Genomic DNA, 22,992 nt, shown 5'->3' on the forward strand with positions numbered 1-22,992 from the left:
CGTGACCAGGGCCGTTCCGTCGAACCGTCAGTACGGGATCGGACGGTTCTCGCGCGCCCAGAGCTGTTCGGCCTCGCTGCGGGGCGGGGGCGGCCAGTGGCCGTCGATCATCCAGAGGTCCTGCGGGGTCTCGTCGATGTGGAACTCGCAGTAGAGGCCCCGCTCGCGGGTGTGGGGGGCGAGGAGGCGGTCGAGTGCCTCGCCGGTGAGCTTACGGGCTGCAGCGTCGGTGGCGTGGCGGGCGATGTGCTCGACCACGACGCGCACGGCGCCGCCGGTCGGGACGCCGCCGACGAGGAAGGACTCCTCGGGGACTTCGTGGAACAGGGTCACCACGTAGAACGCGGGCAGGCCGAATCCGGTGTAGAGGCCGGTGACGTCGGCGGCGAACTCCCGCTTCTGCTGCGCGTCGTAGGCTCCGACGGGGTGGTAGACGTGCCAGAGGGGCATGGTGCTCTCCTTCGTGACGCTCGGACGGTGCTCGGGTGACGCCTCGGGGTCAACGCCCCAGCGGAACGGCGAGGTTGGCGACCGGCCCCGAGAGCGCGGCCTTGACGCGGCGGGTCGCCTCGTCGACGAGCACCTCGTCCTCCCCCGCCTCCAGGCCGTCGAGGACGGCTTCGGCGACCTCGGCCGGGGAGAGCTTCGCGACGGGGATCGCCGCGACCATCTCCGTGTCGGCGAAGCCGAGGTGCACCCCGACCACCTGGGTTCCCTGCGGGGCGAGTTCGAGGCGCAGCGAGTTGGTGACCGACCACAGCGCCGCCTTGGACGCCCCGTAGGCCCCCGCGCCGGAGGCCCAGGACAGCAGCGAGTGCACGTCGACCAGCGCGCCGCCGCCGTTCGCGGCGAGGACGGGCGCGAAGGCGCGGGCGACGCGCAGGGCGCCGAAGACGTTGGTGTCGAAGGTCGCGACCACGTCGGCCATGTCGGCCTCGATCAGCGGGGACGGGTACAGCACCCCGGCGTTGTTGAGGACGACGCTCACGTCCCCGGCCCGCTCGGCGACCGCCGTGACAGCTTCGGCGTCGGTGACGTCGAGCGGCAGCGGGACGACGCGCGGGTCCTCCTCGGGGACGGGCTTGCGCGCGGTGACGTACACCTTCGCGGCGCCGCGGCGCAGCAGGGCCTCGGTGAAGGCCTTGCCGAGGCCGCGCTGGCCTCCGGTCACGAGCACCACGGAACCTTCGACGGCAACCATGCCGTGCCTCCTGGGACTTGTCGGTGGGTGGCTGCTGTGCAGCTCCCTTAGATTATTAGCATCATCTAAAATCGCCGACAAGTACCCTGAACCCCGTCCCTGACCCTGACCCTGGACCCCGGAAGGACGTGCAGAGCATGGCCCGCGCCTCGAAGGCCGACGCGGAGCGGCACCGCGAAGAGGTGATCGCCGCGACCTCGAAGCTCGTCCGCACCCACGGCGCGTCGGGCGTCAGCGTCCCGCAGGCCATGGCCGCGGCGGGCCTGACGCACGGCGGCTTCTACCGGCACTTCTCCTCGAAGGAGGACCTCGTCGCCCGGGCGTGCAGGGCCGCCTTCACCGAACGCACGACGGCCATGGACGACCTCACCAAGGACGAGTTCCTGGCCGCGTACCTCTCCACCCCCCACCGCGACAACCCGCACGCCGGCTGCGCCGCCGCCGCCCTGGCCGCCGACGCCTCCCGCGCCGCCCCCGACGACCCGCTGCGCGAGTCCTTCACCGAGGGCCTGCGCGAGCTGGCCGACAAGCTGTCCCGCATGGACGGCGCCACCCCCGGGGACGACTCCGCACTGGCCGACCTGTCCGCCATGGTCGGCGCACTCGTCCTGGCGCGCGCCTGCGCCGACGAGGAGCTGTCCGAGCGCATCCTCGCGGCCGCCCGCGCCCGCCTCCTGGGCACCGACTGAGGGCCGACTGAGGGCCGTACGTCCCTGGGAGCACGGTCCCCTCCCCGGCCCCGACCCGGAGCAGGTTCCCGGGTAGGGATTCGTCCTCCGCGCGGACGGATTGACGGTCCGTCGGATGATCCTCTTGGAGGGCACCGAGAAGAGCTCCGGTGCCCTACCCAGAGGGGCATTCCCGTGAACGACCACGCACCGCAGCAGCACCGCCCGAACCGCCTCCGCGGCCGCCGCCGCGCGGTGGCGGCGACCGTGACCGCCGTGGCCGCAGCCGTGGTGGCGGGCGTCCTCGTCCCGGCCACCACCGCCTCCGCCGGGCCACGCAAGGACGTGGTGCAGCAGAGCATCGACGCCCTCGTCCAGAAGGACGGGGTGCCCGGCGCCCTCGCCACCGTCAAGGGCCGCGACGGCCGCAACCACACCTACACCTCCGGCGTCGGCGACACGAAGACCGGGGCCAAGGTCCCCGTCGACGGCCAGGTCCGCGCCGGCAGCAACACCAAGCCGTTCACCGCCGTCGTCGTCCTCCAGCTCGTCGCCGAGGGCAAGATCGGCCTCGACGCCAACGTGGACACCTACCTGCCGGGCCTCCTGCGCGGCGACGGCATCGACGGCCGCACCATCACCGTCCGCCAGCTGCTCCAGCACACCAGCGGCCTGCCCGAGTACGTCAACAAGGACAGCGTGCTCAAGGAGCCCCAGCGGTACTTCGAGCCGCGCGAACTCCTCGACGCCGCACTGACCCAGAAGGCCCGCTTCGCGCCCGGCGCCAAGTGGAGCTACAGCAACACCAACTACCTGGTCGCGGGCATGATCATCCAGAAGGTCACCGGGCGCCCGCTCGGCGAGGAGGTCAACAAGCGCATCGTCGAGCGGCTCGGCCTGCGCCACACCTACTTCCCCGTCCCCGGGGACATGAAGATCCGCGAGACCCACCCCAAGGGCTACCAGCGCGCCGAGGACGGCTCGTGGCGCGAGTACACGGAGCTGGACCCCTCCTGGGGCTGGGCGGCCGGCGGGGTCATCTCCACCAACACCGACCTCAACACCTTCTTCAGCGCCCTCCTGGCCGGCCGCCTGATGCCCGCCGCCCAGCTCGCCGAGATGCGCACCACCGTCCCCGCCGAGGGAATGGCCCCCGGCGTCCGCTACGGCCTCGGCCTGATGAGCCGCCCGCTCTCCTGCGGCGGGCTCTCCTGGGGCCACGGCGGGGCGATCCCGGGCTTCCAGACCTTCGGCGGCGTCACGGAGGACGGCCGCGCCGCGAACATCGCCATCACCACGCTGCCCGACAGCGACGCCACCATCAACCACGCCGACCAGGCCGTGGACGAGGCGCTCTGCCGCTGACCGCCCCTCCGCGCGGCCCCCCCCCCCCCCCCCCGCGGGGCCGCCCCCCCCCCCCCCCCGCCCAACCCCCCCCCCCCCCGGGGGGGGGGGGGGGGGGGGGGCCGCCCCCCCCCCCCCCGGCCGCCCCCCCCCCCCCCGGGGGGGGCCCCGCCCCCGCCCTCCTCCCAGAAACCGGAATCCCCGTGAACGACCACGCCCCCGCCCGCCGCATCCGCATGGTGCGCTACGCCACCACCGCCACGGCCGCCGCCGGACTCGCGCTGACCGCCCTCGCCCCGACCGCCGCCACCGCCGCACCGCGCCCGGACGTCGTCCAGCAGAGCCTCGACGCGCTCGTGAAGGACAACGGGGTGCCCGGCGCCCTCGCCACCGTCAAGGACCGCGACGGCCGCAACCGCACCTACACCTCCGGCGTCGGCGACCTGACCACCGGCGCCAAGGTCCCCGTCGACGGCCAGGTCCGCGCCGGCAGCAACACCAAGCCGTTCACCGCCGTCGTCGTCCTCCAGCTCGTCGCCGAGGGCAAGATCGGCCTCGACTCCAGCGTCGACACCTACCTGCCGGGCCTCCTGCGCGGCGACGGCATCGACGGCCGGACCATCACCGTCCGCCAACTGCTCCAGCACACCAGCGGCCTGCCCGACTACATGGATTCCCCCGCGCTGAGCGACTTCACCACCATCCAGTACCGCTACTTCGAACCGCGCGAACTCCTCGACGGGGCACTGACCCAGAAGGCGCTGTTCGCCCCCGGCACCGACTTCGCGTACAGCAACACCAACTACATCGTCGCCGGCATCCTCATCCAGAAGGTCACCGGCCGCCCCTGGGCCGAGGAGGTCACCAAGCGCGTCATCGACCGGATCGGCCTGCGCCACACCTACGTCCCCGCCACCGGCGAAACCGCCCTGCGCGAACGCCACCCCCACGGCTACATGCCGCGCACCGACACGAGCACCCCGCCGTTCGACTACACCGACATGGACTCCTCCATGGCCTGGGCCGCAGGCGCGGTCGTGTCCACCAACACCGACCTCAACACCTTCTTCAGCGCCCTCCTCGCCGGCCGCCTCCTCCCCGCCGCCCAACTCGCCCAGATGCGCACCACCGTCCCCGCCGAACTCCTCGGCCCCGGCGTCCGCTACGGCCTCGGCCTCCAGAGCCGCCCCCTCACCTGCGGCGGCCTCGTCTGGGGCCACGGCGGCACCTCCGTCGCCTACCGCACCCGCGGCGGCGTCACCGACGACGGCCGCGCCGTCAACATCGCCGTCACCACCATCCCGGACGGCCCCACCACCAAGCGCCTCACCGACACCGTCGACGCCGCCCTCTGCCGCTGACCCCCGCGCCTTCACCCGGCCAGGGAGCCTCCCTGGCCGGGCCTCGGCCGCTCACAGGCCGGACATGGCTACTCGCGAACGATGCCATCCTCGGAATCCAGCCGAACCGCCCTGCCAGGGGCCGGGTGGGAAGGTCTCGGGGCCGGCGCCGGTGAGCCAGGTCGAGCGGACCTGGACGGTCGAGAGGATGACGGTACGGATGGCGGCCTTGTCCGGGTGGTCGGGCAGTTCGCGCGGGCCCTCGGCGGTGACGAAGGTCCAACCGCCGCCAGCCGCTGGCCAGACAGGCAGGATGCGCTTCGACTCGCCGCCCAGGCGGGTCACGGCGAGGTCCGGGTCCAGGGCCGAGGTCAGCGGGTTCTCGTGGATTTCTTCCAGACAGGGTTCGTTCTCCAGCGCCGACGACAGGGACGGGGCAGCGAACGCATGCGTGCTCGTGAACGCGGCTCGTCCCGTAGGTCCGGCCGCATTGCCCAAGGGATACCTTCTTGGCCCCGCCAGCACGGAGGTGACCCCTGATCCACGCTCACCTCTCGCGAACCGCCGAAGCAGCCGACGTCGAGCCAGAAGCGCCCCTCACCTCAGAACCGGGCGGTTGGCGAAGGTGTATTCGTTCGCAACGTTGAACACGCAGGCGCAGGTCGGGCACTCCGCATCGCCGAAGAGATGGGCGATCCCATCAGAGAGCAGGTCTTTCCCGTCGCGGACGGCGATCCCATGCATCCACCGGCCAATGCCGGAAAGATCATCCGGGGACCCCGGTCGCAGGTCACGCCGGTTCACGTCTCCCAGATTCCAGTCCCGGACCGCCGAGTAACGCCCGTATCCACCGATGGCGATCGTCACCTCCACAGCACAGTGGGGGCAGTCCACAAGGTAGAAGTCGTCGGTGAAGTCCCCCAAGACAGCCGCCCAATGGAACTGCTCCTCGGTTGCGAGCAGCGCACGGAAGGTTGCGAGGTAGTCGGCCGGCCGCGATCGGAGGTGCCTGTCCAGCAGCTCCCGAAACTCTGAGACCGCGTCCGCGCAGTCCACGAACAGGTCGTCGCAGCCGTGTTGTCCCGCCGCACGTTCGAGGATCTCGCCGGCCAGCCGACGCGCCGACGCATTGCCCGACGCGAGGCGTACAAGGCGCGGCAGCGCAACGAAGCTGGCAGCCGACACCAAGTCATGTTCGAGGATCAGCCGGTATCCCAGTTCCTCCCACGCATCGGCATCGTCCTCACCCCCCTCCACGCGCTCCAGGAGCACGGGAACGCGATCGGTGTCGAAGTGACAGTCGTACACATCTGCCCAGTTGGCCATCCGGGCATTGAATCGCACCACCGAACGTGAGGCCCAGGGCCCTCAGGTATCACGTTGAGTGAGACGACGACCGATGCCGCGTCTCACTCAATCTGAACCATCGCTGGTCACAGCCTCACCGTGATTCACCTTCACTGAGACAGGACACCGCCACCGCGCAGTCCGCTCCGCCCGTGCGGAGGGCACCTGGAGTCCTTGCCGTGGCCTTGTCCGGAGACGGTGCAGGTGCTGATCCACGACGAGGAGGACGACTGCTTCGGCCTCTGGATGGTCCACGACGGCAGGCTCGTGGAAATACCCCTGCCGCGTACCCGGCGGGCCTGGTGGAACGGGCCGCACAACGAGGACTACGCGCCCGACCCCGGAATCCTGAACCGGACGGACGGTAGGACCGTCAACTGGCCGGAAGAAACCGAGGGAGACAACCAGTCCCGGCCGGCGGCCTGGTGAGGCGATCAGGCGTGAACCATCTCCCCCAGGGGTCTGGAAGCCGTCCGCTCGGCCAGCGCGGAAGTGCCGCGAGAGCGCCCGCCCCAGTTTGTCCTCGATGTGGTCCGCTCCGCCCGCGCGGAGGGATCCGGGCTCCACCACGGTGCCTCGATCGGCGCCGTCGTTCGCTGTCCCACAGACCTTGCAGGACGAAACAGCCGCCTGCCTCAACAGACGCTCAGATCCCGAACATCCGCGCTGCAGTGGGGCTATGTTACGCCCTGGCCTGCTGGTCCCATCTGCGCGGCGACCCCGCACCTGACTGGGCCCACCACCTCACCCCCACCGTCCGCGCCCACCTCCAACGCGGCCTGGCGTATCTGCATCACACGGGCCGACGCCTGGACGACTGACGGGACCGCGCTCGCCCGGAGGCGAGCCGCCTGTGAGTGAGGCCGTGCTCAGAGCGTGATGTCCGCTCCGCCCGTGTGGAGGTGGGGTCGGCCCTGCCCGTACGGGGTGACTCGCGGCCGGGCCCCTTGGCTTGCACCGTCGACGACGGCCTGCCCAGATGTTCCGGCTCACACGGATCCGAGGGGCCTGCCTGACCCCGCACCACCCTCAGCCCGCTCGTCAGTGCGCCGGTTCGTGGTCCAGGACGACCGTCACACCGCCCTCGTCGAGGATCTCCAGGACGTGGTCGACGTAGGAGCGGCTCGCTCCGCACTCGACGGCCCGGTCGGCGAAGGCACGACGGGCGATGTCGAAGTCGTGCCAGACCAGGGTGAACGGGGGAACGACCGCCGGCCCACCGCCGAGGCGGTCCCGGAGCCAGAAGAGGTCTCCGCCCAGTTCCCGGCCGGGGCCGAGGACGGCCTCGCCGATGGCCAGGTGAAGGCCCGGCACGTCCGTGGCGAAGCGGCCGTCGAGGTGGTACTCGCCGCCGGAGCGGCCGATGCCGGGGCCGTACGGGCCGCTGGTCGTCAGCCGTAGCCACGCGTACCGGCCCCGGGTGGTGAGCGGCGCCCAGAGGTTCGGTCGGCTCGGTTCACCGTCGTACCAGGTCTCGTGGATCGCGCGGGCCTCCGGGGACGGGCGCTCGTCGCTGCGGTCCGCGAGCGTGAGGTCCAGCAGGGAGCTGCCCAGGACGGAGGGCCGCACGTCGGCGATGTCGACGTCGACGCCGCGGTGGTACATGACCCGGCCGTTGCAGTCCAATGCCGCCAGCCACACACACTCCCAAGGCCGAGGGTACGGGTCCTTCAACCGTTCCAGCAGCGTATCGGTGGGCTCGCAGCCGATCAGGTGGATCGGCTCCGGCCGCAGGGGGCGCTGCGGGTACAGCCCCCGCGCTTCGAGGCAGGTGCCGAGCGGTTCGTCGTCCCACCGATGCGCCGACCGGATCTCGAAGCGGTAGGAGGTCGGGGCCTGCGGTACGGTCAGGGCCCCGTACGCGGTGTTCGCGACACCGGCGCCGAGGACTAGGTCGATCCGCTCCGGGTCACCGGGCGCGGGGCGGTGGATGATGACGGAAACGTCGACGAGCTCGACGCCCGTCGGCGATGTCCTGTCGTCCGCGTCGAGGACGTCCACGACCAGGTCGCCGAGCAGCCGGTCCTGCGCAGCGGGACGGGTGGCGAGTGCGACGAGTCGGCTGTCGCGGGGGCAGCCGCGCAGAGTGACGACCTCCCGGGGCGGCGGCACCGGCGCCACGTACAGCCCCTCGACGTCGACGCAGCGCGTGACGAGAGCAACGCGTTCGGTGTCCTCCAGGGTGGATTCGTCCGCGACGAGCAGGTAGCGCAGCGGGAGGTCCCGCTTCCAGCCGAGGAACTCCGTGACCCGCATTCGACCTCCGGCACTCGAACCCTTCCGAACCGGGCTACCCTACGGTCCGTCGGAACGATGATCACGCGGGTTTCACCGATGGGAATCCTCTCGGACGACCCGGAGCGCGGCGTCCTCCACCAACTCGACCGCGGCCTGATCCGCAAGCGCCGCTCGGCGGGCTCGGGCTCGAACGGAGGCGTCTCGATGGCTGATCTCTCCGGCGTTCACGGAACGTTCCGGTCGGATGATGGCTTCGGCCAGGTCATTCCCGACGAGTTGGACGAGCTGTTCGAGCCAGGGATGCGCCGGATCTTCCGGGCCGTGGCCGTCGACCGGTTCGGGAGCGGCGCGATGCCCCCGCATGCGGAGCTCCTCTTCGGGCCGGGGTTCGGCCCGTGGGACTCGGATCGCGATTTCCTCGGGCAGTTCTACAACGAGATCCATCACCAGGACACCTGCGACAGGTTCACCGCCGAAGGGGTTCCGCTCCTGGTCGCGCTGGCGGTCGACGGCCGTGTGCGGGCCCAGGAGCGGATGGGGCTCGTCAAGGTGCTCTTCGGCATCGCGACCGAGACCGACCGGCACAGGGCGGAGTACTGGCCTGGTGCACATCCGCAGGCGGACGCTGCCGCGGCGGTCCGGGCAAGGTCGGCGGTCGAGGGGCACCTCCCGGAGGTGCTCGCGCGCTGGGACGGGGAGTGCCTGGGAGTCCGTCTGGCTCTCGCGGCGCTGGGAGTCGTCTTCCGTGACTCGCCCGCCACAGTCACGCTGCGGCAACGGGTGGAGGCGCTCGCTGGTGAGCACCAGGAGAAGGCAACCGTCGTCGGCTTCCTGCGCTTCGTGATGCTGCTTGTCGACGGGACGGACCGTCAGGTGCTCTCCGCCGTCGAGTCACGGACCATGTCGTACTGGCGAGCCTCGCACCGCGAGGTCCCTCTACAGGCCCGCGCTGTGCACCTTCTCGACCAGATGCTCTCGCAGGTGAGGACGACGCTGCTCGCCCGGCGCCCGTGACCGACCTCGGTTGTTCAGCCGGTCGGCGGCCCCGATGAGGAGCCCGCCTGCTGGTCTCGTAGGTCGGCGGAAGGGGTGGACGGCGAACAGCGGGTGGGGGCGCCCGCCTCGTGCCTCGAGCCCACGGGAGGTCAACGGGTGAAGGTGATCTCCGGGTAGGCCGGGGACGGGCCGTTGAAGAGGGTGGTCGGCTGGTTGCGGAGGTGGAGGTCGAAGTAGGCGAGGAGGTAGGCGCGTTGGGCGGCGATGGCGTGGGGGCCGTTGCCGGTGCCGAGGAAGTGGTCGAGTTGGTCGGCGGGCCAGTGGATGACGGACTGGCCCTGGGGGATGAGGAGTTCGAGGTCGCTGTAGGAGAGGTGGCCGGAGTTCTCCAGGTTCAACTGGCGGCGCCAGCCGGTGAGTTCGGGCCAGAGGGTATTCCACATGGCGTCGCGGGCTGGGCTGGCCCAGGCGGAGCTCATCAGGAGGACGGGGCGGGTGAGGCCGTCGGTGGCGACGGTGCCGAAGACCGGGCCGTCGAGCGTGGCGCCGGCGCGGATGCGGGGGTCGTCGTGCATGGCCTGGAGGGTGGTGGCGCCGCCCATGGAGTGGCCGAACATGCCGACGGCGGAGAGGTCGAGGGCGGCGGCGAGGCCGCAGGGGACGGGCCGGTGTTCGGCGTCGGGGTCGGTTCCGGTGGCGAGGCCGGCGAGCCGGTCCAGGACGAGGCGGGTGTCGGCGGCGCGGACGCCGACCACGTCCGCGTCGCTCATCGCGTGCACGGCCGTGGTGTTGCGGACTTCGAGGCGGCCGTCGGGGAACTCGACCTCCCCGGCGTCGAAGGTGTGGTCGATGGTGGCGACGACGTAGCCGTGGGCGGCCAGTTCCTCGACCAGCGCGGTGTCGAAGGAGCGGTCGGCGCGCGAGCCGTGCGAGTAGAGGACGACCGGGTGGCGGACGCCGTGGTCGGCGGGCGCGCCCTCGTGGCCGTCGGTGACGGGCCAGGCGAGGCGGCCGTTCGGGATGCCGAAGTAGTCGGACTCCAGGTGCGCCTCCTCGGCGGGGCTGAGCCAGGGGGCCGCCAGGTGGCCGGCCGTCCTGGTGGCCGGGTACCAGAGCTGGACCTTGAGCTCGCGGGCGCGGGGCGTCGGCGCCCAGGGGTCGGGGCGGGCGGCGTCGACCAGGTGCAGGGTGGTGGTGCCGATGCGGTACGGGCCGCTCGGCGCGGGCAGGGTCAGGCGCACCCGCCCGTCCGGCGGGGCGGTGACGGCGCCGGCCCCGGGCGCGGCGGCGGCCAGGAGTCCGACGGCGAGCAGGGCCGAGAAGGCGCGACGGGGGGTCATGGTGGCTGTTCCTCCGGGGAGTTGGCGCTTCGGAGGTTCCACCCTGCCCAGGCCCGCCGGGCGCCGCATCGGTCCGTGGCAAGAAGCCCGGGCCGGCGCCTACGACCGTGGTCGTAGGCGCGGCCTCACTCCCCCTTCGTCGCCCGCAGCGTGTACACCAGCGGGACGCGCGGCCCAGCCGGGAGGCGGTAGTGCCCGTGGTCGTGCTCGTGCAGGAAGTCCAGGCGCAGCCCGGCGGCGGCCAGGGCGCTGACGACCTCGCCGATGCCGTGCTGCCACTGGACGGTCACGGTCGCGGCCATCGGCGCGTCCAGGTCGGCGTACGTGCCGGGCTCGTCGAGGACCATCGGGGCGTGGTGGAAGTAGTCGGCCTCGAAGCTGCGGCCGTCCTCGGTGAGCAGGTCGGCGACGGGGTGGAACTCGGCCAGGTAGAGGAAGCCGCCGGGGGCGAGGAGGTCGGCCACCAGCCGCGCCCACCGGTCGAGGTCCGGGAGCCAGCAGAGCGCGCCCATGCCGGTGTAGACGATGTCGTACGTCCGCCCGTCGAGCGCCTCCACGGCCTCGTACACGTCGGCGGTGACGAACCGCGCCTGCGCCTGCCCGATCCGCTCGGCGAGGCCGCGGGCCGCCTCCACGGCGGGCTCGGAGAAGTCGAGGCCGGTCACGGCGGCCCCGCGCCGGGCCCAGCTCAGGGTGTCCAGCCCGATGTGGCACTGGAGGTGCAGCAGCGCCTTGCCGCCGACTTCGCCGACCTCGGCGGGTTCGAAGTCCTGGAGGCTCTCCCGGCCCTCGACGAACCCGGGGAGGTCGTAGAAGGACCCGGAGGTGTGGATCGGCACGCGCTCGTCCCAGTTGGCGCGGTTGGCCGCCTGCCAGTCGGGGGTGTCCGTGGGGGTGGTCATGAGGGACCACGCTAGCGAGGGACCGGACGGTGATCCACGGGTTTTGTATCAGGTTCCGGGGCCGGGTGCGGATCGGCGGGGGACGGCGCAGGATGGACTTCGGAGCCGAGCGGAGGCGCGGATGATCGAGATCGCCGACCTGCGGGAGTGGCGGGAGCACGACGTCGTCGACGAGGACGGGAAGAAGATCGGCACGCTGGAGTCCGTCTACGTGGACACCGCCACCGACGAGCCCTCCTTCGCGACGGTCACCGTCGGTGTGCTGTCGCGGCGCCGGCTGGTGTTCGTCCCGCTGGACGGGACGGTCGCCGGGCCGGGCTACCTGAAGGTCGCCTTCCCCAGGGGCCTGGTCAAGGACGCCCCGTCCATCGGTACGGACGACGTGCTGCCCGCCGAGGACGAGCCGGCGGTGTTCGCCCACTACCAGCTGGAGTACGCGACCGGCGCCGCCGGGGAGCGCCGCCTGGCCCGGCGCTGACGGGGCCTACGCGGGCGGGGCCTACGTGGGCGGCGCCGACGCGGCCGGGGCCTACGCGGCCGGAGCCGACGCGGGCAGGCCGGGGAACTCGCCGGCCCGGGCGTGCAGGTACTGGCAGCTCCCGGAGACGGGGCACAGGGACACCCCGAGGTTCTCCCCGTGGGTCGGCGTCAGGAGGCGGAACTCGACGAAGGTCACGAACGTGCCCCCGCCGAGGTCGACCGCGCGGAGCGCCGGCGGGGCGGGGACGTGGGCGGTGTCGCCGCCCACGGTGATGCTCGTGTGCCGCCCGGGGAACGCGGTGAAGACGTACTGCTCCGGCCCGAGCACCCCGTTGGACACCAGGTCCACCTGCCCGGTCAGGTCCCCGATCGGTCCGTACGAGATCTGGTCCCACGGGTTGCCCAGGTTCGCCCAGCAGACGTCGACGTCGTCCACCAGCCAGAAGGCGAGCCCCCGGGAGTGCCCGTCGTCGTCCAGCACCGCCAGCGTGGCGAGCGTCGGGCGCGGGCACTTCCCGGGCGTCTTCGCCTCCCGGTTCACCGTGTCCACGATCCACTGCGCGGAGGCCGGCGCCGGCTCCGGCAGGGCCACCCGGTGACGCGGCGGCCCGTCGTCGCCGAAGGGCCCGCAGGCCACCAGCGCGATCAGCAAGGCCGCTGAACTCACAGCCCCGGCAAAGCGTTTCATCGCATCCCCCCGTAGCGACTTCCCTTCCCCAGGGTCGCCGCCTCGCCCCTGTCGGGCAAGGGGCGGGGGCGGTACGACGCGCCGGGGCGGCCCCGCTCCGGGCGCGAAAAACCGGTTGCCGCCGTGCCGGGGGCCCGTGAGACTGCGGTCCTACCCTGCCCGGCCGGTGCGGTCGCCCGGGCGTCCCACCCGTCCGGACCGGCCGGTCCGGCCATCCGTGAAACCCGGGGTCACCGCATGCCCACCGAGCCCACCGCCCTGCTCCGTCCGCGCGCCCTGCGCCCCGGCGACCTGGTGGCGGTCGCCGCGCCGTCCGGTCCGCTGGACGGCGCCGACCGGCACCTTCTGGACCGGGGCACGGCCGTCCTGGTGGAGCTCGGCTTCCGGGTGCGGGTGTGCCCCTCGGTCACCGGGGGGCGCCCGCACTGGTGGGCCGCGGCCCGGCCCGAGGAGCAGGCGGCGGAGTTCAACGCGCTGCTGCGCGACCCCGAGGTGCGGGCGGTCGTCGCGCACACCGGCGGGGAGGCGGTGACGGGCTGGCTGGACCTGCTGGACCTGGACGCCGTACGCGCCGACCCGAAGCCGGTCCTGGGCTGCAGCGACGTCTCCCAGCTGCTGCTGGCCCTGCACGCGCGCACCGGGCTGGTCGGCGTCCACGCCGACATGGTCACCTACGGGCTCGGCCTGTGGGACGAGCGCTTCGCGGGCGGGCCCGAGCGGGACGCCTCCCACCGGGCCCTGCGCGAGGCCTACACGCGGGTGCTCACCGTGCCCGCCCCGCCCGGCGCGCTGCCGGCGCTCTCCCCCTGGGAGTGCTGGCGCGCCGGCCGGGCCGGCGGCCCGCTGATCGGCGGCCTGCTCAACCGGCTCGTCTCCCTCCAGGCCACCCCGTACGCCCTCCCCTCGCGGTCCTTCGACGGCGCGGTGCTCTTCTGGGAGGAGGTCGACCGGCCGCTGTCCGCGGTCTGGAGGGACCTGCACACGCTGCGGCTGTCCGGCGTCCTGGACCGGATCGCCGCGATGCTGGTCGGCACCCCGCACGGGGTCGGCGGCGGCTCCGGGCCCTCGCTGCGCGAGGTGGTCCTGGACGTGCTCGGCGGCCGCGACCTGCCCGTCCTCGCCGGGCTGGACATCGGCCACGCCGGCCCCAACCTCCCGCTGCCCCTGGGCGTACGGGCCGAAGCGGACGCCACCGCCCGCACCCTCACCCTGCTCACCCCCGCGGTCGCCTGACCCCCGGCGGGCCACCCCGACCCGCGCGGCCGGGGTGGCCCGTGGTCCCTGCGGACGGAGTCCGTTCGAGCACCGCCGTGCACGCCGGCCACGACCGGAACTATCCTCTGGGGGCATGTCGAACCCTGATGCGCTGCTCGTCGAGATCGCCGCGACGGTCGAGTCCGAGCACAGCAACCAGATGCCCCTGACAGTCGTCGTACCGGGCGCGGTCATCACCGGACGCCTGGCCCCCGAGAGCCTGTGGCACGAGCGGATCGCCGAGGTCCTCACGGCCTCCGACCACCTGAAGCCCTTCGCCGCGCTGTTCTCGGCCCCCGCCGCCCACCTCGCCGACGACTCCGGCGGCGACACCCCGCCCCCCGCCCGACCGACGCACCTGCACCTTCACCTCGCCCGCATCCTGCAGGGCAGCTACGCCCTGCCGCACACCGGAGGCATGTACCGCATCGCCATCGCCGACGTCAGCAGCTGGACGGTGGGCGACCTCGGCTACACCGACCAGTGACACCGTGCCCGGGGCGCGGCGCGCCCCGGGCATCCTGAGCGTGTCCTCGCCGATCGGTTCCCGACGCGCCTACGCCGCGCCGTCCGCACCGTCCGGCCCCGGCGCCACCCGCACTGCCGTCACGTTCGGAGCAATCCCCTCCCCCCGCTCGCTCCGAAGCAGTGGTGCACAGCGGTGACGGGCCCCGAGGCGGGCCGGCCGGGAGGGAGGCACGACGGTGTTTGCGGTGGATTCGCTGCGGGCGGCGGTGCCCGCGCCGCGCCCCGAGGGCGCGGGCGGGGGAACCGTGGCCGTGGTCGGCGCGGGGGTGTCGGGTCTGACGGCCGCGTACCGGCTGCACCGTGCGGGGCGCGCGGTGGTGCTGTTCGAGGCCGACGAGCGGCTCGGCGGACACGCCCACACCCAGCGGGCCGTGGGCGGCGACGGGCGGACGGTGGAGCTGGACACCGGGTTCCTGGTGCACAACGAGCGGACGTACCCGCACCTGGTCTCCCTGTTCCGGGAGCTGGGGGTCGCCACCCGGGAGAGCGACATGAGCATGTCGGTACGGTGCGACGGGTGCGGCCTGGAGTACGCGGGAGCACGCGGCCCCGGCGGGCTGGTCGCGCGGCCGGGCTCGCTCGCCCGGGGGAGCTACCTGCGGATGCTGGGCGAGGTGCCCCGCTTCCACCGCCGGGCCCGGGCGCTGCTGGCCGACCCGGGAGCGGGTGAGCCGACGCTGCGCGGCTTCCTGGCGGCCGGCGGCTTCTCGCCCTACTTCACGAGCCACTTCACGACTCCACTGGTCGCCGCGGTCTGGTCCTGCGCGCCGGACGTCGCCGGGGACTACCCGGCGCGCTACCTGTTCACGTTCCTGGCCAACCACGGCCTGCTGTCGGTCACGGGGTCGCCGCGCTGGCGGACCGTGACGGGCGGCTCGCAGACGTACGTGGCGAAGATCGCCGGGCAACTCGAGACCGTGCACCGGGGCGCCGCCGTACGTGCCGTGCGCCGCCACGCCGACGGCGTCACGGTGACCACCGGGGACGGCCGCACCCTCGACGCCGACGCGGTGGTGATCGCCACCCACGCCGACCAGGCGCTCGCCCTGCTGGCCGACGCCACCCGGGCGGAGCGCGAGGTGCTGGGGGCGTTCCGCTACTCGCGCAACCCCACCGTGCTCCACCGCGACGCCTCCCTCCTTCCCGCCGCCCCTCGGGCCCGCGCCTCGTGGAACTACCGGATGGCTCACTGCGGAGGCGGTGCGCAGGGCGTGCGGGTCAGCTACCACCTCAACCGCCTGCTCGGTCTCGACACGGCCGAGGACTACCTGGTGACCCTGAACGAGGACCCGGACCGCCCGGTGGCGGCCGAGCACGTCGTGTCCCGCACCGTGTACGAGCATCCGATCTACACCGCGGAGAGCACCGCCGCCCAGGCCCGGCTGCCGGAGCTGACGACCGGGCGGACGGCGTTCGCCGGCGCCTACCACGGCTGGGGGTTCCACGAGGACGGCTGCCGCTCGGGCCTGGACGCGGCCGACGCCCTGCTCGGGGTGAGCGCACCATGACCGCCGGCCGGCCCGCCCCGGCGGCCGTCCTGCCGGGACCTTGGGGAGCGGTGCTGTACGAGTGCCGGATCGCCCACGTGCGCACCGCCCCGGTGCGCAACGCCTTCACGCACCGCACCTACCTGTGGCTGGTCGACCTGGACCGCCTGCCGGCCCTGCCGTGGCCACTGCGGTGGCTGGCCTCCTTCCCCTCCGGCGTACGGGGCCTGTCGCCGCGTGAGGAGATCCGCCGCTACCTGTTCGGCGAGGGCGTCGACCTGGCCGGCGGACGGGTGCTGATGCTCGCCCACGCCCGTTCGCTCGGGTACGCCTTCAACCCGCTGACCGTGTACTGGTGCCACGACCGCACCGGCCGCCCGGTCTGCACGGTCGCCGAGGTCTCCAACACCTACGGCGACCGGCACCGCTACCTGCTGCGCCCCGACGGACGCGGTCGGGCCGAGGCGGCGAAGGAGTTCTACGTCTCGCCGTTCTTCCCCGTCGACGGCCGCTACCGGATGGTCCTGCCGGAGCCGGGCGAGCGCCTGGCCCTGACCGTCCGTCTGGAACGCGACGGCCGGAGCGCCTTCACCGCCACCCTGCGCGGCACCCGCCACCCGGCGACAGCCGGGCGCCTGCTGCGGGCCGCGGCACGGCACCCCTTCTCCACGTGGGCGGTCAGCACCCACATCCGCCTCCGGGGCATCGGGCTGTGGTTGCGCGGCCTGCCGGTCCACCCCCGCCCCGACCACGACGCCCCGACGAAGGACTCCGCCCCATGACCCTCCCGGCCTGCTCCCTCGCCCCCGCCCCGCCCACGGGGGTCGACGCCCGGCACTGGCCCGACGTGGCCCGGGTCCCGCACGTCCCGGCCCGCGCCGCGGTGGCACGGCGGCTGCTCGGCCGCATCGCCCGGCGCCGGGGCCTTCGCGTCGAACTGCCCGGCACCCGCCTGCTCGTCCCCGCACCCGCCGGGGCACCGGTGCTGCGCCTGCACCGGCCGGGCGCGTTCTTCCACCGGATCGGGGAGAGCGGGCTGATCGGCTTCGGCGAGTCCTACCAGGCCGGCGACTGGGACTCACCCGACCTCGTCGCACTGCTCACCGAACTCGCCACCGCCCCCGGGACGCTGGTGCCCACCGGGGCGCAGTGGCTGCGCCGCCTGTACGTCAAGCGCCCGCCCGCCGCCGAACTCGGCACCCCGGACAACGCCCGCGCGAACATCCACCGGCACTACGACCTCTCGAACGAGCTGTTCGCGCTCTTCCTCGACCCCACGCTGTCCTACTCCTCGGCGATCTTCCCCACGGCCCCGAGCGGCGCGCCCCTCGCCTCCCGGAAGGCCTTCCCGGCTGCGCAGCACCGCAAGATCGACCGCCTCCTGGACCTGGCCGGCGTCGGCGCGGGCAGCAGGGTGCTGGAGATCGGCACCGGCTGGGGCGAACTCGCGATCCGCGCCGCTTCCCGCGGCGCACGGGTGGTCAGCCTCACCCTCTCCGAGGAACAGCTCTCCCTCGCCCGGCGCCGGATCGCGGCAGCCGGCCTCGCCGACCGGGTGGAGGTGCGGCTGTGCGACTACCGCGCCGTCGACGGCGAGTTCGACGCGGTGGTGAGCGTGGAGATGATCGAAGCGGTCGGCCGGCCCTTCTGGCCCGTCTACTTCGCCGCCATCGACCACCTCCTCGCCCCCGGCGGGCGGGCCGCGCTCCAGGCGATCACCATGCCGCACGAGCGGATGCTGGCCAGCAGCGGCACCTACACCTGGATTCTCAAGTACGTCTTCCCGGGCGGTCAGATCCCCTCCGTCGAGGCGATCCGCCACACCACCACCCGCCACACGAGCCTGCGCGTGGCCGGCTGCGAATCCTTCGGCCCGCACTACGCCGAAACGCTGCGGCTGTGGCGCGAACGCTTCACCGAACGCGCCGAGGAGGTCGACGCCCTCGGCTTCGACCAGGTGTTCCGGCGCATGTGGGAGCTGTACCTGGCCTACTCCGAGGCCGGTTTCCGCACCGGCTACCTCGACGTCCAGCAGATCCTCCTGACCCGCCCGGAGCCCCGTGAGGAGCGGCCCTCGTGAACGCCGCCGCCTTCGCCGTCAACCTCGCCGCCACCGCCGGGGCCGCCCTGGTCGTGCTGCTGGCCGCCTTCGTGATCGGGGTGCGCACCGGGCGCCACCGCGGCGTCGACGTCGCCTGGGGCCTCGCCTTCACGGCCGTCGCCTGGACCGGCTACGCCCTCTCCGCCGGGCACGGCGACCCGGCGCGGCGCCTGCTGGCCGCCGTACTGGTCACGGTGTGGGGGCTGCGCCTGTCGGCCCACATCCGGTCGCGTGCGCGCGGGCACGGCGAGGACCCGCGCTACGACCGGATGCTCGCCAAGGCGCCGCCCGGGCGACGCGACGCCTACGCCCTGCGCATGGTCTACCTGCTGCAAGCGGCGATCGTCTGGTTCGTCTCCCTGCCGGTCCAGGCCGCCGAGTACCTCGACCGCCCGCCGGGCCCGCTCGCCGTCCTCGCGCTCGCCCTGTGGGCGACGGGGATGTTCTTCGAAGCGGTCGGGGACTGGCAGCTGTCCCGGTTCAAGGCCGATCCCGCCAATCGCGGCAAGGTCATGGACCGCGGACTGTGGGCCTGGACGCGGCACCCCAACTACTTCGGCGACGCCTGCGTCTGGTGGGGCCTGTTCCTGCTCGCCGCCGACGCCCCGGTCGGGTGGGCGTTCGTCCTCAGCCCGGTCCTGATGACCTACCTGCTGGCCTTCGGCAGCGGCAAACCCCTGCTGGAACGCGGGCTCGGCTCCAGCAAGCCGGGGTGGGACGCGTACGTCGCCCGCACCAGCGGCTTCCTGCCGCGCCCACCGCGCCGATGAGCCCGGCCCGTCGATCGCCCCGTCGCCCCGCTGCTGCTCCGTCCGGCGAGGCCGGCACGGGGCGGCTCCAGGTGCGGCGGCTGCCCGAGCGGCCCGCCGCCGCGGTGCTGGTGCTGCACGGAGGCCGCGCCGACAGCCTCCGACCGGTGCCCCGGTTGAGCCTGCCCGAACTGCGCATGCGGTTCTTCGCCTCCGAGATCGCGCGCCGCAGCTGGGGAGGCGGCGTGCTGCTCGCGCAGGTCCGCTACCGCTTCCGCGGATGGAACGGCCACCGCGCCGATCCCGCCCGCGACGCGGCCCAGGCCCTCGACGCGCTCGCCGAACTCGCGCCCGGCGTGCCGGTGGTCCTGCTCGGGCACTCGATGGGCGCTCGTGCGGCCCTGACCGCCGCCCGCCACGACGCGGTGCGCGGGGTCGTCGCGCTGGCTCCCTGGTGCCCGCCCGGCGACACCGTCGCCCACCTGTACGGCAAGGCCGTGGTGCTCCTGCACGACGAAGCGGACCGCGTCACCTCCGCGCGGCAGACACGGGAGTTCGCCGACCGGGCGGCCGCCGCCGGAGCCGACGTCCGGTTCGTGGCGATGCCCACCGGCGGGCACGCCATGCTCCGCGGCGCCCGCCACTGGCACCGGCTCGCCACCGACTGCACCGCCGCGATCCTGACCCGGAGCGCGAATCCGGCGCCCACCGCCCGCCGCCAGGGAACGTAGGACCTCCGCCCGCAGCCCCCTCGGCCCGACCCAGGCCGCCGCCGGGCCCCCGGGGGCTGCGGGGCGAGCCCAGGTCGGGCCGTCCGGGTGGACGTCTGCTGCGAGTGCCGTCCATCACGGCACCGCGTACCGACCTGCCGTCACCCTCGCGGGTGAATCCACGGGTTTCCCCGCCCGTTGGGCAAGCCGGCCACCCGGCAGCACCGAAGGCATCACGTACGAGCCCGCGAACCGGCGGGCTCCGGCCCGAGACGGGAGCATGATGCCTTCAGAGCGCATCGACACCCGGCTGCTCGCAGAACTCACCGAGCAGTCCGAGGACCTGAACAGCGACGCGTTGCGGATCACCAACGGCGCGCTGACCGACTTCGGGCAGGCGGTCACACCCGGCCGGCGCCGCTGGTGGCAGCGCGGCGGCCTGCTCGCCGGAGCCGCCGGGATGGCCTTGCTCCTCGGCGGCACCCGGGCGTACGCCGACAGCCCCTCGCCGTCCGGCTCGATGGCCGACGACATCCTGGCGCTGCAGACCGCCGCGTCGATCGAGAACCTGGCCGTGTCGGTCTACCGGACCGCCGCCGGGCTGCCGTTCATCAAGGACGGCAACAAGACGGTCGCCGCGTTCATCGCCAAGACCACCCAGCAGCACCAGGCCCACGCCCAGGCGTTCAACGCCGCCGCCACCCAGGCCGGCGGCCAGGCGCAGAACAACCCGGACCCGAAGTACAAGGCCGTCGTCGACCAGGCGCTGCCGACCATCAAGGGCCCGGCCGACGTGGTGAAGCTCGCCATCACCCTGGAGGACGTGGCCGCCCAGACGTACACCAGGAACGTCTCCCAGGTCTCCGACGCCCAGCTGCGCAAGCTCTTCGCCTCCGTCGCCCCGGTCGAGGCCCAGCACCGCGCCACCCTGCTGGCCGTGCAGGCGCTGCTCGCCGGCAACGCCGCCGACCTGATCACCATCCCGGTCGACCCGGCCAAGCTGCCCGCCGCGGCCGGCAGCGTCGGCTTCCCCGACGCCTTCTACAGGACCGACAACGCCTCCCCGATCAGCGAAGGAGCCGTCAAGTGAACGCGCACGACTGGGATCTTCAGATCAGCGAGGGCGAACTCTCCCGCCTCACCAAGGAGATGGACGAGGCGCACCGGGCGACGCTGCCCGCCATGCGCGCGGCGGCCGCCGACCTGGGCGAGGAACTGCGTGCCCGCGGGGACGGCGGTCCGCGCGACACGGGGCGGCGCCGCTTCCTGCTCGGCGCCGGCGGCGCGGCGGTCGCGCTCACCCTGGCGGCCTGCTCCAGCAGCAAGTCCTCCAGTTCCCCGAGCGCGTCCGGCAGCGCCTCGATGCCCGCCTCGGGCGCGGCGTCCGGGCAGTACACCGGGGACCTGTTGGTCGTCGCGCTCGCCACCGCCCTGGAGAACCAGGCCGTGGGCGCCTACCGGACGGCCCTCGACGCCGCCAAGAACGGCAAGCTCGGCACCGTCCCCCCGGCGGTGGCCACCTTCGTCACCACCGCGATGGCCCAGCACACCGACCACGCCAAGGCGTGGAACGCCGTCCTCACCGGCGCCGGCAAGCCCGCCATCACGGATGTGCCGCTGTCCAACCAGGCCGACACGGTGGCCGCGCTCGGCAAGGCCGCCAGCGTGGGCGACGTCGCCAAGCTCGCCCTGATGCTGGAGGAGCAGGCGGCGCAGACGTACCTGTTCGCGACCTACAACGTGACCAGCCCCGCCGGCATCGCCACCGCCGCCACCATCGCCCCCGTGGAGGCGATGCACGCCGCGATCCTCAACTTCGTGCTGGGCCAGTACCCCGTCCCCGACGACTTCCTGCCCGCCGACAAGGCCGCCGGCCCCACCCTGCTCACCGTCTGAGCAGAGCCCAGACCGGTGCGTGCCCGGGCGACACCCCCGAGCCCGGGCACGCACCTCCCCACTGTTCCCGGAACGGAAGTGCACCCGTGACCCCCGTACGCCTGCGCGCCGCCCTGAGCGCGGCCCTGCTGGCCCTCACGCTCGGCGCCTGCTCGTCGAGCCCCTCCGGTTCCCCGGCCTCGACCGGCTCCTCCGGCCCGACCCCCTCCGGGGCCCGGATCACCATCAAGGACTTCCGGTTCCAGCCGGCCGAACTCACCGTCCACCCGGGGCAGAGCATCACCGTCGTGAACGAGGACTCCACCGCCCACACCGTCACCGCCGACGACAAGTCCTTCGACACCAAGGCCGTCGGCGGAGGAGGGACGGCGTCCTTCACCGCACCAGGGAAGGCCGGCACCTACCCGTACATCTGCACCATCCACCAGTACATGCACGCCGCCCTCACCGTCAGCTGACCGGCAGCAGAGCATCCCCTCGTACGGAGGCCCGTATTCCCTCCACCCAGCTCACCCGCACCTGTCCCCGGAACCTGTGGCGCGGCGCCCTTCGCCTGGCCGCGGCAGCCGGGCTCGCTCTCGACGCCGCCGTTCACGCCCGCCTGGCCGGCCAGTACGACGCCGTCCGGGCCACGATCAGCGAAGGCGACCTGTTCCGCGGCTCGGCCGCCGCAGCGGCCCTGGCCGCGCTCCTGGTCCTGGCCTGGCGCAGACGGCCGGGCGACCTCTTCGCCCTGGGCGTCGCCGTGGCGGGCCTGACCGCACTGCTCGTCCACCGCTACACGGACGTCGGCGCCATCGGCCCGCTCCCGGACATGTACGAGCCCATCTGGTCCGACGACAAGGTCACCGCAGCCGTCGCGCAGGGCATCGCGATCGTGGCCCTGTCCGTCATCGCGGCCCGCTCGGCCGGCCGTGGCAGCGGCGCGGGCTGACCACCGACCCGGCCCGGAAAGCCCCGGGCGGGCCGTCGCGCCCCTGCCCGGCGCCCGCCCGCTCTTCCCGCCCTCCCATCTGCCCGGTCCCGTTCTGTGCCCGTCGACGGGCGTCGGCCCACGGCCCGTGTCCGCGACGCAGCCCGGCAGCACGAGGCCCGGCCCACCGCGTGAGCGATCAGTGACCTTTCCCCATCCCCCGGAGCCCGCGCGCACGGAAGCCGCCGTCGAGGATCTGGTCCTCCGTGTCGGCCACGGCGACGAGAGCGCCTTCAACCTGCTCCACGACACCGTGAGTGCCGCCCTGTTCCTGATCGTCCTGCGGGTGGTGCGCGACCGCGCCCAGACCCAGGAGGTCGTGCAGGAGGTGCTGCTGGAGATCTGGGACAAGGCCCACCGCTTCGAACCGGCCCGGGGCAGCGCCATGGCCTGGATCGCGACGGTGGCACATCGGCGCGCCGTGGACCGCGTGCGCACCGCGCGCGCCGCGACGGAGCGGGACCTGCGGGCCCTCCTGCTCGACCACGCACCGGACTTCGACCACGTCAGCGAACAGGTCGAGCACCGGCTTCGGCACGAACAGGTCCGCGACTGCCTGCAAGCCCTCACCGACCTCCAGCGCCAGGCCGTCGACCTGGTCTACTACCAGGGCCTGTCCGGCCAGGAGCTCGCCGACCGGCTCAACCTCCCGCTCGGCACCGCGAAGTCCCGCGTGCGCGACGCACTGCTGCGCCTGCGCAAGTGCATGCAGGACGGCACGTGAACCTCCACCACCCCGGTGTCGGGGGG

26 protein-coding genes are annotated in these 22,992 nt (G+C 73.4%); 18 read left to right on the forward strand and 8 right to left on the reverse strand.

The window, feature by feature from the left end; all coding sequences use genetic code 11:
• Positions 1 to 27: 27 nt before the first annotated feature.
• Positions 28 to 450 (reverse strand): tautomerase family protein, encoded by a 423-nt coding sequence (locus ACIRRS_RS01970; RefSeq protein ID WP_402963425.1) that lies wholly within the window; start codon positions 448 to 450, stop codon positions 28 to 30.
• A 49-nt stretch (positions 451 to 499) separates the two neighbouring features.
• The gene (locus ACIRRS_RS01975; RefSeq protein ID WP_402963428.1) at positions 500 to 1,201 is read right to left on the reverse strand and encodes an SDR family oxidoreductase; all 702 of its coding nucleotides are present in this window, start codon (positions 1,199 to 1,201) and stop codon (positions 500 to 502) included.
• 137 nt (positions 1,202 to 1,338) lie between these two features.
• On the opposite strand from ACIRRS_RS01975, the gene ACIRRS_RS01980 reads away from it, so the two are divergent.
• The 3 genes from ACIRRS_RS01980 to ACIRRS_RS01990 all read left to right on the forward strand — a co-directional run bounded on the left by ACIRRS_RS01980 (position 1,339) and on the right by ACIRRS_RS01990 (position 4,574).
• Complete coding sequence (locus ACIRRS_RS01980) at positions 1,339 to 1,890, forward strand: TetR/AcrR family transcriptional regulator (RefSeq protein WP_402963431.1); 552 nt, start codon at positions 1,339 to 1,341, stop codon at positions 1,888 to 1,890.
• 174 nt (positions 1,891 to 2,064) lie between these two features.
• Positions 2,065 to 3,234 (forward strand): serine hydrolase domain-containing protein, encoded by a 1,170-nt coding sequence (locus tag ACIRRS_RS01985; RefSeq protein ID WP_402963434.1) that lies wholly within the window; start codon positions 2,065 to 2,067, stop codon positions 3,232 to 3,234.
• 215 nt (positions 3,235 to 3,449) lie between these two features.
• Positions 3,450 to 4,574 carry a serine hydrolase domain-containing protein gene (locus ACIRRS_RS01990; protein WP_402963557.1) on the forward strand — a complete coding sequence of 375 codons (1,125 nt, stop codon included), beginning with the start codon at positions 3,450 to 3,452 and terminating at the stop codon, positions 4,572 to 4,574.
• Between the two features lie 51 nt (positions 4,575 to 4,625).
• On the opposite strand, the gene ACIRRS_RS01995 is transcribed toward ACIRRS_RS01990, so the two are convergent.
• Together ACIRRS_RS01995 and ACIRRS_RS02000 are read right to left on the reverse strand one after the other, a co-directional pair.
• Complete coding sequence (locus tag ACIRRS_RS01995) at positions 4,626 to 5,051, reverse strand: hypothetical protein (protein WP_402963437.1); 426 nt, start codon at positions 5,049 to 5,051, stop codon at positions 4,626 to 4,628.
• Positions 5,052 to 5,150: 99 nt separating this feature from the next.
• Positions 5,151 to 5,879 (reverse strand): hypothetical protein, encoded by a 729-nt coding sequence (locus tag ACIRRS_RS02000; RefSeq protein WP_402963440.1) that lies wholly within the window; start codon positions 5,877 to 5,879, stop codon positions 5,151 to 5,153.
• A gap of 225 nt (positions 5,880 to 6,104) precedes the next feature.
• On the opposite strand from ACIRRS_RS02000, the gene ACIRRS_RS02005 reads away from it, so the two are divergent.
• Positions 6,105 to 6,329 (forward strand): hypothetical protein, encoded by a 225-nt coding sequence (locus ACIRRS_RS02005; RefSeq protein WP_402963443.1) that lies wholly within the window; start codon positions 6,105 to 6,107, stop codon positions 6,327 to 6,329.
• Between the two features lie 612 nt (positions 6,330 to 6,941).
• On the opposite strand, the gene ACIRRS_RS02010 is transcribed toward ACIRRS_RS02005, so the two are convergent.
• Complete coding sequence (locus ACIRRS_RS02010; protein ID WP_402963446.1) at positions 6,942 to 8,156, reverse strand: hypothetical protein; 1,215 nt, start codon at positions 8,154 to 8,156, stop codon at positions 6,942 to 6,944.
• A gap of 78 nt (positions 8,157 to 8,234) precedes the next feature.
• On the opposite strand from ACIRRS_RS02010, the gene ACIRRS_RS02015 reads away from it, so the two are divergent.
• Positions 8,235 to 9,152, forward strand: coding sequence for a hypothetical protein (locus ACIRRS_RS02015; RefSeq protein ID WP_402963449.1), 918 nt, complete (start codon positions 8,235 to 8,237; stop codon positions 9,150 to 9,152).
• A gap of 131 nt (positions 9,153 to 9,283) precedes the next feature.
• Here ACIRRS_RS02015 and ACIRRS_RS02020 read toward each other — a convergent pair whose 3' ends face one another.
• Together ACIRRS_RS02020 and ACIRRS_RS02025 are read right to left on the reverse strand one after the other, a co-directional pair.
• Positions 9,284 to 10,474 (reverse strand): alpha/beta hydrolase family protein, encoded by a 1,191-nt coding sequence (locus tag ACIRRS_RS02020; protein WP_402963452.1) that lies wholly within the window; start codon positions 10,472 to 10,474, stop codon positions 9,284 to 9,286.
• Positions 10,475 to 10,599: 125 nt separating this feature from the next.
• Complete coding sequence (locus ACIRRS_RS02025; protein WP_402963455.1) at positions 10,600 to 11,376, reverse strand: class I SAM-dependent methyltransferase; 777 nt, start codon at positions 11,374 to 11,376, stop codon at positions 10,600 to 10,602.
• A 121-nt stretch (positions 11,377 to 11,497) separates the two neighbouring features.
• Between ACIRRS_RS02025 and ACIRRS_RS02030 the strand changes: the two genes are divergently transcribed.
• A complete protein-coding gene (locus tag ACIRRS_RS02030; RefSeq protein ID WP_402963458.1) occupies positions 11,498 to 11,854 on the forward strand; it encodes a PRC-barrel domain-containing protein in 357 nt (118 codons plus the stop codon).
• Between the two features lie 51 nt (positions 11,855 to 11,905).
• On the opposite strand, the gene ACIRRS_RS02035 is transcribed toward ACIRRS_RS02030, so the two are convergent.
• Positions 11,906 to 12,523: a hypothetical protein gene (locus tag ACIRRS_RS02035; RefSeq protein ID WP_402963461.1), complete on the reverse strand. Its 618-nt coding sequence runs from the start codon at positions 12,521 to 12,523 to the stop codon at positions 11,906 to 11,908.
• 258 nt (positions 12,524 to 12,781) lie between these two features.
• Between ACIRRS_RS02035 and ACIRRS_RS02040 the strand changes: the two genes are divergently transcribed.
• The 12 genes from ACIRRS_RS02040 to sigK all read left to right on the forward strand — a co-directional run bounded on the left by ACIRRS_RS02040 (position 12,782) and on the right by sigK (position 22,966).
• Positions 12,782 to 13,777, forward strand: a complete 996-nt coding sequence (locus ACIRRS_RS02040; RefSeq protein WP_402963464.1) for an LD-carboxypeptidase — start codon at positions 12,782 to 12,784, stop codon at positions 13,775 to 13,777.
• A gap of 115 nt (positions 13,778 to 13,892) precedes the next feature.
• Positions 13,893 to 14,285, forward strand: a complete 393-nt coding sequence (locus tag ACIRRS_RS02045; protein ID WP_402963467.1) for a hypothetical protein — start codon at positions 13,893 to 13,895, stop codon at positions 14,283 to 14,285.
• Positions 14,286 to 14,571: 286 nt separating this feature from the next.
• Positions 14,572 to 15,834, forward strand: coding sequence for an NAD(P)/FAD-dependent oxidoreductase (locus tag ACIRRS_RS02050; protein ID WP_402963560.1), 1,263 nt, complete (start codon positions 14,572 to 14,574; stop codon positions 15,832 to 15,834).
• On the forward strand, positions 15,831 to 16,595 hold the full coding sequence (locus tag ACIRRS_RS02055) for a DUF1365 domain-containing protein (RefSeq protein ID WP_402963470.1): 765 nt from the start codon (positions 15,831 to 15,833) through the stop codon (positions 16,593 to 16,595). The genes ACIRRS_RS02050 and ACIRRS_RS02055 overlap by 4 nt, the downstream gene beginning before the upstream one ends.
• Positions 16,592 to 17,893 carry a class I SAM-dependent methyltransferase gene (locus ACIRRS_RS02060; protein WP_402963473.1) on the forward strand — a complete coding sequence of 434 codons (1,302 nt, stop codon included), beginning with the start codon at positions 16,592 to 16,594 and terminating at the stop codon, positions 17,891 to 17,893. The genes ACIRRS_RS02055 and ACIRRS_RS02060 overlap by 4 nt, the downstream gene beginning before the upstream one ends.
• Positions 17,890 to 18,684 (forward strand): DUF1295 domain-containing protein, encoded by a 795-nt coding sequence (locus ACIRRS_RS02065; protein ID WP_402963476.1) that lies wholly within the window; start codon positions 17,890 to 17,892, stop codon positions 18,682 to 18,684. The genes ACIRRS_RS02060 and ACIRRS_RS02065 overlap by 4 nt, the downstream gene beginning before the upstream one ends.
• Positions 18,681 to 19,394, forward strand: a complete 714-nt coding sequence (locus tag ACIRRS_RS02070; protein ID WP_402963479.1) for an alpha/beta fold hydrolase — start codon at positions 18,681 to 18,683, stop codon at positions 19,392 to 19,394. The genes ACIRRS_RS02065 and ACIRRS_RS02070 overlap by 4 nt, the downstream gene beginning before the upstream one ends.
• Before the next feature lie 262 nt (positions 19,395 to 19,656).
• Entirely contained in the window at positions 19,657 to 20,463 is an 807-nt protein-coding gene (locus ACIRRS_RS02075; protein WP_402963482.1) for a ferritin-like domain-containing protein, read from the forward strand.
• Complete coding sequence (locus ACIRRS_RS02080) at positions 20,460 to 21,269, forward strand: ferritin-like domain-containing protein (protein WP_402963485.1); 810 nt, start codon at positions 20,460 to 20,462, stop codon at positions 21,267 to 21,269. The genes ACIRRS_RS02075 and ACIRRS_RS02080 overlap by 4 nt, the downstream gene beginning before the upstream one ends.
• Before the next feature lie 86 nt (positions 21,270 to 21,355).
• On the forward strand, positions 21,356 to 21,727 hold the full coding sequence (locus ACIRRS_RS02085) for a cupredoxin domain-containing protein (protein WP_402963488.1): 372 nt from the start codon (positions 21,356 to 21,358) through the stop codon (positions 21,725 to 21,727).
• Positions 21,728 to 22,014: 287 nt separating this feature from the next.
• Entirely contained in the window at positions 22,015 to 22,203 is a 189-nt protein-coding gene (locus ACIRRS_RS02090; protein WP_402963491.1) for a hypothetical protein, read from the forward strand.
• A gap of 181 nt (positions 22,204 to 22,384) precedes the next feature.
• Positions 22,385 to 22,966 (forward strand): ECF RNA polymerase sigma factor SigK, encoded by a 582-nt coding sequence (sigK, locus tag ACIRRS_RS02095; protein ID WP_402963494.1) that lies wholly within the window; start codon positions 22,385 to 22,387, stop codon positions 22,964 to 22,966.
• Positions 22,967 to 22,992: the final 26 nt, after the last annotated feature.

Origin of the sequence: Kitasatospora sp. NPDC101183 (assembly GCF_044767945.1) — a bacterium.
GTDB lineage: Bacteria > Actinomycetota > Actinomycetes > Streptomycetales > Streptomycetaceae > Kitasatospora.